Source organism: Streptomyces sp. NPDC056883 (genome assembly GCF_042788835.1).
GTDB lineage: Bacteria > Actinomycetota > Actinomycetes > Streptomycetales > Streptomycetaceae > Streptomyces > Streptomyces stoeckheimensis.
The window spans coordinates 79856-90081 of sequence record NZ_JBHUBS010000028.1 but is presented as its reverse complement, the minus strand read 5'-3'; the positions used below and the strand labels follow the sequence as shown (position 1 = coordinate 90081).

Here is a 10226-nt window from a genome sequence, read left to right as displayed (position 1 = left end):
GGTTTGCTTTTCGTGGGAGGGGGGGATGTTGTTAGCAAACGCCAGGAACCCGGGCATAGGGCTGTCCGTCATGGGACTGTGGCGGCGCGGTGGCGGATCGGGGGGGGGCGGACAGGAGAAGAGCCGCCGGGCCTTCGGGCCCGGCGCCTCTTCTCGTGTTCTCGCCGTCTTGTTCTGTTCTTCTGTTCTTCTGTTCGTTTACTGAGCTTCGGCGCGGCTGGCCGCGGCCCACTCTTCGAGGAGGAACTCGTACGCCTCGGAGGGCCACTCGCCGTCCACCCGGCTCTCGACGAGCTGCCGGATCGCCTCGTTCGCCTCGGCGGCGGACGGGCGCGCGGGGCCCGCGGGCTGGAGTGTCTGGTGCATGCTTCCAAGGCTACGGGCGGGCACTGACAGCCACCTCCGCATTAAGGGTGGAACAGATCACCCGGAGAGGGCGTCCGTCGCTCCATGTGCCCGCTCACCTGCTCAGAGTGCCTGTGCGGCCGGCTTGACCATGCCCCGTACTGTGCGCGACTTCACAAACTCGCCCATGGCCGTCATCTCCCATTCGCCCGAGAACTGCTTGATCAGCTTGGCCATCATCACGCCGGTCTGCGGCTCGGCGCTGGTGAGGTCGAAGCGGACCAGCTCTTCGTTGGTCGCGGCGTCGATGAGGCGGCAGTAGGCCTTGGCCACCTCGGTGAACTTCTGGCCGGAGAAGGAGTTGACCGTGAAGACGAGGCCCGTCGCGTCCGCGGGCAGCCGGCCGAGGTCGACGACGATCACCTCGTCGTCGCCCGCGCCCTCACCGGTGAGGTTGTCCCCGGAGTGCTTGATGGAGCCGCCCAGGATGGAGAGCTTGCCGAAGTAGCAGCTGTCGATGTGGTTGCGCTGCGGGCCGTACGCGATGACCGAGGCGTCCAGGTCGATGTCCCGGCCGCGGAACGCGGGCTCCCAGCCGAGGCCCATCTTGACCTGGGAGAGTAGCGGCCGGCCGCCCTTGACGAGGGACACGGTCTGGTTCTTCTGGAGGCTGACCCGGCCCTTGTCGAGGTTGATCTTCCCGCTGCCGGGGGCGGCAGCGGCGGCGGGAGCCGCGACCGGCGCGGGCGCCGGGGTCGCCCCGGGGGCGCCGCTGGTGAGCCAGGGCGAGGCCGCGTAGGTGGGGGGCGCCGGGGGAGCCGGGGGCACGGGCGGTGCGGGCGGGGCGACCGGGGCCGGGGCGGCGGCCGCCGGAGCCGGCTCCTCCTCCACCGAGACCCCGAAGTCGGTCGCGATGCCGGCGAGGCCGTTCGCGTACCCCTGGCCGACCGCGCGCACCTTCCACGCGCCGTTGCGCTGGTAGACCTCGACGACCACCAGGGCGGTCTCCGTGCCGAGCTGGGGCGGGGTGAAGGTGGAGATCTGCGCTCCGCTGCCGGCGTCCCGCACGGTGGCGGTGGGCTCGATGCCCTGGAAGGTCTGGCCCGCGGCATCGGGGCTGGCGGTGATGACGATCCGCTCGATGCCGGGCGGGACCGCGCCGGTGTCCACGGTGATCGAGTCCGGTGCCGTGCCGCCGCCCGAGCGGTAGGTGACGCCGGGGCCGGACGGCTGGTTGAAGAAGATGAAATCGGCGTCGGAACGCACCTTGCCGTCGGCGGCGAGGAGCAGCGCGGACACGTCGAGCCGCACCGGGGCAGCCACGTCCACCGTCACGCGGACGGCATTGAGCGGCAGGTTGGAACCAGGGGTCATAGCGGTCATGCCGGGAGAACGACCGAGGTGGCTTTGCCGTTCCCTTACTTTCACCCGGTTTCCCGGTTCTTCACTCCCGCCTCAGGCGCGGCCCTGGTTGCGAGGGTGGTTCCTGGCCGTCCGCTCGTTGCCGAACTTGTACGAGCCGGTCCAGCGCGCCATCACGAGCTGGGCGTCACCGGCTTCGACCTCGGCCAGGAAGGCGCCGGCCCGCCCGCCCCGGAGGGTGGCCGCGGACCGGCCCTGGTGGGTGATGACGACGCTCTGGTCGCCCCGCTGTTCGTACGAGAATCCGTGAGGTCTGGGCATGGGCCGAGAGTGCCGTCCCCGGGTGGCGGACCGCAACGCAATATGCGCCTCGCGATGCGGTCCCAGCCGTGCCGAGTAAGATCCTTTTTGCGGTGATTTCGTGCGCTATGGAAGGGGTTTTGTCCATGCCTGCTGGTGCAGCTCTGACGGCCGAGTCGATCGGCCCGGTGGACGTCGCCGTGGTCGCCTTCGACGGCAACCGGTTCAACGGCGACGTGGCCCCCGCCCTGCGCGAGCTCCAGGAGAACGGAGTGGTGCGCATCCTCGACCTCACGTTCGTCCGCAAGGAGCGGGACGGCGCGGTGTCCGTGGTGGAGCTCGCCGACTCCGAGGTGGCCGGTCAGTTCGATCGGGTCCTCGGCGAGGAGTTCGACCTGCTGAGCGACGAGGACCTGGAGACCGTCGCGCAGGGCCTCGCCCCGGAGTCCTCGGCCCTCGTGGTGGTCTGGGAGAACTCCTGGGCCACCCGCCTGGCCTCGGCGCTGCGGGGGTCCGGGGGAGAGGTGCTCTTCATGGAACGCATTCCGCGGGACAGCGTGGAACGCGCCGTCGCCGCACTGGACGAGAAGTAGGTGAGGACGGTCATGCCTCGACGTTTCGGGCGCCCCGGTCTGCTGGGCGCGATGGCGCGCACCGCGGTCGTGGCGGGTACGGCCACCGCGGTCTCCGGCCGGATGCAGCGCAACCAGGCCGAGCGCGCTGCGCAGCAGCAGGCATCGGCGGACGCCGAGCAGCAGGCCCTGGTCAACCAGGCGGCGGCCCAAGCGGCCGCGCAGCAGCAGGCCTGGCAGCAGACGCAGCAGGCGCCGCCGCCCCCGCCCGCCGCGGCACCGGCTCCTGCGGTCGACCGGGTCGGCCAGCTCACCGCGCTGGCCGAACTGAAGGCCCAGGGCCTGCTCACCGACGAGGAGTTCGCGACGGAGAAGGCCCGGGTCCTGAGCGGCTGACCGGGCCTCCCCGATGCTTCTAGCCTCCCGTGACCCGTCGCGGGAGGTTCAGGGGGTTGGCCTCGCGGAGTTCCGCCGGGAGCAGGGCGTCCGGCACCGACTGGTAGGCCACCGGGCGCAGCCAGCGCTCGATCGCCGTGCCGCCGACCGAGGTGGAGTGGGAGGTCGCCGCCGGGTAGGGGCCTCCGTGGTGCTGGGCCGGGGCCACCGCCACACCGGTCGGCCAGCCGTTGACCACGACCCGGCCCGCCAGCGTCGTGACCTGGGAGATCAGCTCCGCCGCCGGACCCGGGCCGCCGTCCGCCTCGGCGGCCGACAGTTGCAGGGTCGCGGTGAGGTTGCCGGGGAGCCGCCCCAGCAGGGCGGCGGCCTCGTCCTGGCCGGCGTACCGGGCCAGCACGGTGACCGGGCCGAAGCACTCCTCCAGGAGCACCTCGTAGGGCCCGCCCTCCAGCAGGGTCCGCACCGGCACGCTCAGGTAGCCCGCGCCGACGGTGTGCTCGCCGCCCGAGCCGGGTGTGACGGGTGCGTCGACCCCGGGCAGGGCGGCGCGTTCGCGGACTCCGGCGACGAAGTTCTCCCGCATCCGGTGGTCGAGGAGCACCCCGGGCTCGGTCTCGCCGAGCGCCTTGGTCAGGGCGCCCGCGAGCCGGTCCCCGTCCGCGCCCTCGGGTACGAGGACCAGGCCCGGCTTGACGCAGAACTGGCCGACGCCGAGCGTGACCGAGCCGGCCAGCCCGCCGCCGATCTCCTCGGCGCGTTCGGCGGCGGCCGCCGCGGTGACCACGACCGGGTTCAAGGAGCCCAGCTCCCCGTGGAAGGGGATCGGTACGGGCCGTGCGGCGGCGGCGTCGAACAGGGCCCGCCCGCCCCGGATGGACCCGGTGAACCCGGCGGCGCTGACCAGCGGGTGCCGGATCAGCTCCAGGCCCGCGTCGAACCCGTGGACCACGGCGACGACCTCGGCCGGCAGTCCGGCGACGACGGCGGCCCGGCGCAGGAGCGAGGCGCACAGCTCGGAGGTGGCCGGGTGGTCGGGGTGCGCCTTGACCACGACCGGGCAGCCCGCGGCCAGCGCGCTGGCGGTGTCGCCGCCGGGCACGGAGAAGGCGAGGGGGAAGTTGGAGGCGGCGTAGACCGCGACCACGCCCAGCGGCACCTTGTAGCGGCGCAGCTCGGGGCGGGGAGGGGCGGTGGTGGGATCGGCGCGGTCGATGCGGACGTCGAGGTAGGAGCCCTCGTCCACGGCGTCGGCGAAGGCGCGGAACTGGCCCGTGGTGCGAGCCAGCTCGCCGGTGAGCCGGCCGGGTCCGAGCGCGGTCTCGGCGTCGGCGGCCTCGATGACGTGGGAGGCTGCCTCGTCGAGCAGATCGGCGGCGGTGCGCAGGAAGGCGGCGCGCCTCCCGGCGTCGGCCAGCGAGCCGCGGGCGGCGTGGGCCGCGCGCACGGCCGCGTCCACCTCCCGGGGTGTGGCCTCCACCGCAACCTGCTCGCGGTGCTTCCCGGTGCGGGGGTCCACACTCCAGACTGGTGTTGCTGCCATGGCGAACTGCCTCCTGGATCTACGCTGACCCGCGCGGATGCGTTCAGTATTGTGAACGCTGTTCCGTTGGATGAATGATCACATCCACCGTGGACTCTATTTCCGTGTCTTCCGGGTTGACAAGAGACAGCAAGAGAACAGAGGGGCGCGAAGGCGGATGACCACCACAGCTGAGTCGGGGGGCTCGGGCGCACCGGCGGCCGTCAAGTCGGCGGTACGCACGGTCCAGTTGCTGGAACACTTCGCTTCCCGGCCGGGGCTGCACAGCCTGGCCGACATCCAGAGCGACCTCTCCCTGCCCAAATCCAGCCTCTACATGCTGCTGCGCACCCTGGTGAACCTGGGCTGGGTGGAGACGGACGCGACGGGCACGCGGTACGGCATCGGCGTACGGGCCCTGCTCGTCGGCAGCTCCTACATCGACGGGGACGAGGTGGTGGCGGCGGCGCGGCCCACGCTGGACCGGCTCTCCGACGACACGACGGAGACGATCCACCTGGCCCGCATGGACGGGACGAGCGTGGTCTACCTGGCGACCCGGCAGTCCCAGCACTACCTGCGGCCCTTCACCCGCGTCGGGCGGCGGCTGCCGGTGCACTCGACGGCCCTCGGCAAGGCACTGCTGGCCACGCACACGGACGAGGAAGTACGCGCACTGCTGCCGCGGCGCCTCGAAGCCGTCACCGAGCACACCATCACCGACCGGGACCGGCTCATCGAGGAGCTGGCCCTGGTACGGGAGCAGGGGTACGCGGTGGACCGAGAGGAGAACACGCTCGGACTGCGCTGCTTCGGCGTGGCGGTGCCGTACCGGACGCCGGCGCGGGACGCGGTGAGCTGCTCGGTACCGGTGGCGCGGCTGACTCCGGGGCACGAACGCGGCATCAAGGCGGCACTGTTCGCGGCGCGCGACCGGCTGTCGGTGGTGACGCGGCGCATGTAGCGGCGGGGGCGCCGCGGGGTTGCTGCCGGGCGGCGCGGCGGAGTGCCAGGTTCCTCCCCCGGGCGGGGGAGGCGGTTCCCCTTCAAGGGGGAGGTGGCGGGGCAACGGACGCGGGACCGTTGGGTCATGACCACACGAGCCGTGCCCCTGCCGAAGCCACCGCGACCGGCCCACGACGCAGCGCAGCCCTCCGCCTCCGGGCCGGGGGTCTGGCGCAGGGTCCTGGCCGCGGTGGCCGTCGCCGCCACCGTCCCGTACCTGACCCTGAAGACCGCCTGGCTGGCCGGGAGCCACGTGGGGATACCGGCGGGCAGCGTGCTGCTGGAGCCCCGGCTGGTCCTCACCGTGGCGAACGCCGTCACCGTTCTCATGGACGCGGCCGTGATCCTGCTCGTGCTGGTGCTCATCAGGCCCTGGGGCAAGCGGGTTCCGTCCTGGCTGCTGGTGGTCCCGAGCTTCGTCGCCACCGGCCTGCTCACGCCCATCGTGCTCGGGTTCCCCGGCCAACTGCTCCTGAGGGGCATGGGCCTGGGTCCGGACAAGGCCGCGCCGACGGCGCCGAAGCCGTTCCTCGACGACTGGGTCTTCTTCGTCGTCTACACGGGCTTCATCGTCCAGGCGATAGCCCTCGCCGGCCTGTTCGTGCCCTATGCGCGCGAGCGCTGGGGCCGGCGCTGGCAAGGTTCCCTCGGTCCGGGGGTCCCCCCGGACGGAGTCTGGGGGAGGCTCCCGTCACCCACGGGGGTGGCGGCGGGAGTCGCGGCAGTACTGGCCGCGGTGGTCGCGGCGACGCACTTCTACTGGGCACTGGGCGGCACGGCCGGGCAGAACGCCTCGCAGATCGCGCAGTACTCCTCGGACACCGCCGTGGGTTCCGCGGTCCACGGGATATGCGCGCTGACCGCGGCGGCGGGGGCGCTCCTGCTGGCCCGGGGCGGGACCCGGCAGGCGGGATGGCCGCTGGCCGTCGCGTGGACCGGGTCGGCGGCGACCCTGTGCTGGGGGATGTGGATGCTGGCGGCCTTCACGAGCGGCGACCCGGCTCCCGGCGAACGCACCACCACCGCGAGCTATGTGATCTACGGTGGTCAGATGATCACAGCCCTCCTCGCGACCGCAGTCCTGGGGCGGTTCCTCGCCGGCCGCCGCGCGGGCTGAGGGCGGGGCGGGAGTGGAGCGGCGGCCGAGGTGGAGACCCCTGCGCTGGGTCCATCTGATCCTCGGCGGGGCCCTGTTGATGCCCTACTTCCTGCTCACTGAGGTGGCGGTCGGCGTCCTCGCCGGCGGGAGCAACGCAACCGCCTCCCTCCCGCTCAGCCTCGCCGCCTACGCCGCCGCACTGCCGCTCATCGCCGTCACCGGGCTGTTCCGGCTGGTCCGGCCGATGTCCGTGGCCGCCGCCCGGGCCCTGTGCGGGGTGCCGGGGGAGCGGTTCGCCGAGGGGCCGGCCCGGAGCTGGGCGGCCCGGGGGAGGACCGCGGTCTGGTGGACCCTGCACCTGGGGGTCGGCGCCCTGGTCAGCGGGATGAGCCTGGCGGTGCCGCCGATGGCGGTGGTGCTGCTCGCCCTGCCGTTCGTGAGCGCGCTGCGGGACCTGCCGGTCGGGCTCGGCCCGTTCGACGCCCAGGCCCATCCGTACGTGGCACCGCTGCTCGGGATCGCGCTGCTGGCCGGGCTCGTGCTGTGCGCCGCCGGGGCGGGGGCGCTGCTGGCGCGGCTGGCGCCCGTACTGCTCGGGCCGACGGCGGCGGACCGGCTGGCGGCCGCCGAGGAGCGCGCCGCGGACCTGGCGGTCCGCAACCGGCTGGCGCGGGAGCTGCACGATGCCGTCGGGCACGCCCTGAGCGCGGTCACCCTCCAGGCGAGCGCCGCCCGGCGGGTGCTCGACAGCGACCCCGGCTTCGTCCGGGAGGCGCTGGCCGCGATCGAGGACACCACCCGGCGCACGGTGGGAGAGCTGGACGCCGTCCTCGGCCTGCTGCGCGAGGGCGACGGAGTGGGCGCCGGGGGTGGCGGGCTGCCCGCGGCTCCGACGCTCGCCGCCGACCTCGACGGGCTGCTGGCCCGCAGCCGGGCCTCCGGGATCCCGATCACCGCCCGCCAGGACCCGGGACCGGCCGGCGACTGGGCGTGGCTTCCGGCGATCGCCTCCCGTGAGGCGTACCGGATCGTGCAGGAGGGGCTGAGCAACGCACTGCGGCACGGGACGGGCCCGGTCGATCTGCGGATCCTCGTACGGGTGCGCGGCGGGCAGGGGGAACCCGGTGGAAACGGTGGACAGGGGGAGAGCGGTGGATACGAGGAACTGGAGATCAGCATGACGAACGATCCTGCGGGGGCGGCCGCGGCCGCTCCGGGGGCCCGCACCACCGGGGGCCGGGGTCTGCAAGGAGCCGCCGAGCGGGCCGCGCTGCTCGGCGGGCAGGTCGAGGCCGGGCCGCACGAGGGCCGCTGGCGGCTGCGGGCCGTCCTCCCGCTCGGTGAGGGCGTCCGATGACGACGCCGACGCCACCGCCGGCCCCGGAGGCGGCCCCGCCGGCCCGCCCGCCGCTGCGGCTGGTCGTGGCCGACGACGAGCGGATGGTCCGTACGGCCCTGCGGGTCATCCTCGATGCCGAGCCCGACCTGGAGGTCGTCGGGGAGGCGGCCACCGGAGCCGAGGCCGTGGCGGTGGTCCGGGCGCTGGCCCCGGACGTGGTGCTGATGGACGTGCGGATGCCGGAGATCGACGGCATCCGGGCCACCGAGCGGATCCTCGCCACCATGGCCGCGCCGCCCCGGATCGTGGTGGTGACCACCTTCGAGAACGACGCCTACGTGTACGACGCGCTGCGCGCGGGAGCCGCCGGGTTCCTCCTCAAGCGGGCCGACCCCGACGAGCTGACCGCCGCGGTCCGGCTCGTGGCGCGCGGGGACTCGCTGCTCTTCCCGGCGGCCGTCCGCTCCCTGGCCGCCGCCCACACCCCGCCCGGGGCCGGCCCGGCCGCCGCCCCCTGGGTCGCCCGGCTCACGGACCGGGAGGCAGACGTCCTGCGGCTGATGGCCGCCGGGCTCTCCAACCACGAGGTGAGCGAGCGGCTCGGAGTCGGCCCGCAGACGGTCAAGACGCACGTGGCCGCGGTGCTGGCCAAGACCGGCTCCCGGGACCGGACCCAGGCGGTCATCGCGGCGTACGAGGGCGGCTTCCTCATGAAGAAAGGCTGAGAAGTCCGCCACAATCGGGGCAGAGCGGAACGGCTGGGACGGCTGGGGCGTCCTTCTGGGGGATGAACAAGACGATCAGGCGTGCGTCGGTCTTCTGTCTGCTTCTGGTGCTGGCCCTGTTGGTGCGGGTCACCTGGGTGCAGGCGTACCAAGGCCAGGCCCTCGCAGACAACGACAACAACCGGCGCAACCTCATCGGGAAGTACGAGAACCCGCTGGGGAACATCATCGTGGGAGGGGAGGCGATCACCGGCTCGGTGGACACGGGTGGCAAGGACTTCCGGTACAAGCGGACCTACACCGACGGGCCGCTGTACGCACCGATCACCGGATACAGCTCCCAGGCCTTCGGGTCGAGCATGCTGGAGGGTGTCTACAAGAACATCCTCAACGGCTCCGACAACCGGCTCAAGAGCGTCATGGACACGCTCACCAACAAGCGTGCCGCCCCGGGCAACGTGCTGACCACGATCGACAAGGACGTCCAGAAGGCCGGCTACGACGCGCTGCAGGGCAAGCAGGGCTCGGCCGTGGCGATCGACCCGGCGACGGGCGAGATCCTGGCCGTCGTGAACAACCCCTCCTTCGACCCGGGCAGCATCTCGGGCGCCGGGGAAGCGGCGCAGAAGGCGTGGGACGCACTCAACGCCGACCAGGGCAAGGCCATGGAGAACACGGCCCTGCGCAAGCCGCAGGCGCCCGGCTCCACCTTCAAGCTGGTCACCCTGGCCGCGGCCATCGAGAACGGCCTGGTCACGAACATCGACACGCCGACCGGGATCCCCGGCGACTACACGATCCCCGGGACGCGGACCAAGCTGCGCAGCGAGGTGGACGACTCGCTCTGCAACAACGTTTCTCCCCGGACCGCGCTGAAGCTGTCCTGCAACAACGTCTTCGCGGAGTTCGCCCACAAGCTCGGCCAGGACAAGATGCGCGCCATGGCGGAGAAGCTCGGCTTCAACGTGGTGCAGAAGACCCCCGTCTGGACCAGCCCGCCCAGCAAGTACCCGTCGAAGAAGATGTCGGTCGACCAGGTCGCGCAGACGGGCATCGGCCAGTTCGACGTCCAGGCCACCCCGCTCCAGATGGCGATGGTGACGGCCGCGATCGAGAACGGCGGCAAGCTGGTCTCCCCGCACGAGGTCTCCGAGGTCACCGACTCCAACGGCAACGTGCTGGAGAGCTTCAAGAACCCGAAGTCCGAGCAGGTCATGAGCGCGAAGACCGCGTCGATGGTCCAGGACGCCATGCGGACGGTCGCCACCGAAGGCGGCGGCAAGAACGTCCAGATCCCGGGAGTCGAGTCGGGAGCCAAGACCGGTACCGCCCAGCGCGGCGTGAACAACAGCCTGCCGCCGCTCGCCTGGTACACCACGTACGGAAAGACGAACGGCAAGCAGATCGCGGTCACCGTCGTGATCGAGAACTCGGACACGGACCGCTCCGAGATCGGCGGCGGCAAGCTGGCCGCCCCGGTGGCGCAGAAGATGATGCAGGCCTGGCTGAAGAAGTAGTCCGCGCCGGGAACCGGCGGGGTTCCCGGCGCGTTGTCCCTCCC

The 10226-nt window shown here is 72.5% G+C and carries 11 protein-coding genes; 7 read left to right on the top strand and 4 right to left on the bottom strand.

Features of this window, described 5'->3' with window-relative positions; genetic code table 11:
- Positions 1-198: 198 nt before the first annotated feature.
- The 3 genes from ACFRU2_RS39160 to ACFRU2_RS39150 all read right to left on the bottom strand — a co-directional run bounded on the left by ACFRU2_RS39160 (position 199) and on the right by ACFRU2_RS39150 (position 2028).
- On the bottom strand, positions 199-366 hold the full coding sequence (locus ACFRU2_RS39160; RefSeq protein ID WP_243338429.1) for a hypothetical protein: 168 nt from the start codon (positions 364-366) through the stop codon (positions 199-201).
- Positions 367-468: 102 nt separating this feature from the next.
- A complete protein-coding gene (locus tag ACFRU2_RS39155; protein WP_382981079.1) occupies positions 469-1719 on the bottom strand; it encodes a TerD family protein in 1251 nt (416 codons plus the stop codon).
- An 81-nt stretch (positions 1720-1800) separates the two neighbouring features.
- Complete coding sequence (locus ACFRU2_RS39150; RefSeq protein ID WP_382981077.1) at positions 1801-2028, bottom strand: hypothetical protein; 228 nt, start codon at positions 2026-2028, stop codon at positions 1801-1803.
- A 125-nt stretch (positions 2029-2153) separates the two neighbouring features.
- Between ACFRU2_RS39150 and ACFRU2_RS39145 the strand changes: the two genes are divergently transcribed.
- Positions 2154-2600: a DUF6325 family protein gene (locus tag ACFRU2_RS39145; RefSeq protein WP_382981076.1), complete on the top strand. Its 447-nt coding sequence runs from the start codon at positions 2154-2156 to the stop codon at positions 2598-2600.
- Between the two features lie 12 nt (positions 2601-2612).
- Positions 2613-2975, top strand: a complete 363-nt coding sequence (locus tag ACFRU2_RS39140) for an SHOCT domain-containing protein (protein WP_382981075.1) — start codon at positions 2613-2615, stop codon at positions 2973-2975.
- Positions 2976-2994: 19 nt separating this feature from the next.
- On the opposite strand, the gene ACFRU2_RS39135 is transcribed toward ACFRU2_RS39140, so the two are convergent.
- Complete coding sequence (locus tag ACFRU2_RS39135) at positions 2995-4518, bottom strand: aldehyde dehydrogenase (NADP(+)) (RefSeq protein ID WP_382981074.1); 1524 nt, start codon at positions 4516-4518, stop codon at positions 2995-2997.
- Positions 4519-4675: 157 nt separating this feature from the next.
- Here ACFRU2_RS39135 and ACFRU2_RS39130 point away from each other — a divergent pair, with 157 nt between their 5' ends.
- From ACFRU2_RS39130 to ACFRU2_RS39110, 5 genes are all read left to right on the top strand, one after another.
- The gene (locus ACFRU2_RS39130) at positions 4676-5461 is read left to right on the top strand and encodes an IclR family transcriptional regulator (protein WP_274552515.1); all 786 of its coding nucleotides are present in this window, start codon (positions 4676-4678) and stop codon (positions 5459-5461) included.
- Between the two features lie 126 nt (positions 5462-5587).
- Positions 5588-6619: a hypothetical protein gene (locus ACFRU2_RS39125; RefSeq protein WP_382981073.1), complete on the top strand. Its 1032-nt coding sequence runs from the start codon at positions 5588-5590 to the stop codon at positions 6617-6619.
- 79 nt (positions 6620-6698) lie between these two features.
- The gene (locus ACFRU2_RS39120; RefSeq protein WP_382981072.1) at positions 6699-7958 is read left to right on the top strand and encodes a sensor histidine kinase; all 1260 of its coding nucleotides are present in this window, start codon (positions 6699-6701) and stop codon (positions 7956-7958) included.
- Positions 7955-8665, top strand: a complete 711-nt coding sequence (locus ACFRU2_RS39115; protein ID WP_382981071.1) for a response regulator — start codon at positions 7955-7957, stop codon at positions 8663-8665. Before ACFRU2_RS39120 ends, ACFRU2_RS39115 begins: the two co-directional genes overlap by 4 nt.
- 62 nt (positions 8666-8727) lie before the next feature.
- Positions 8728-10182, top strand: coding sequence for a penicillin-binding transpeptidase domain-containing protein (locus tag ACFRU2_RS39110; RefSeq protein WP_382981070.1), 1455 nt, complete (start codon positions 8728-8730; stop codon positions 10180-10182).
- Positions 10183-10226 lie beyond the last annotated feature (44 nt).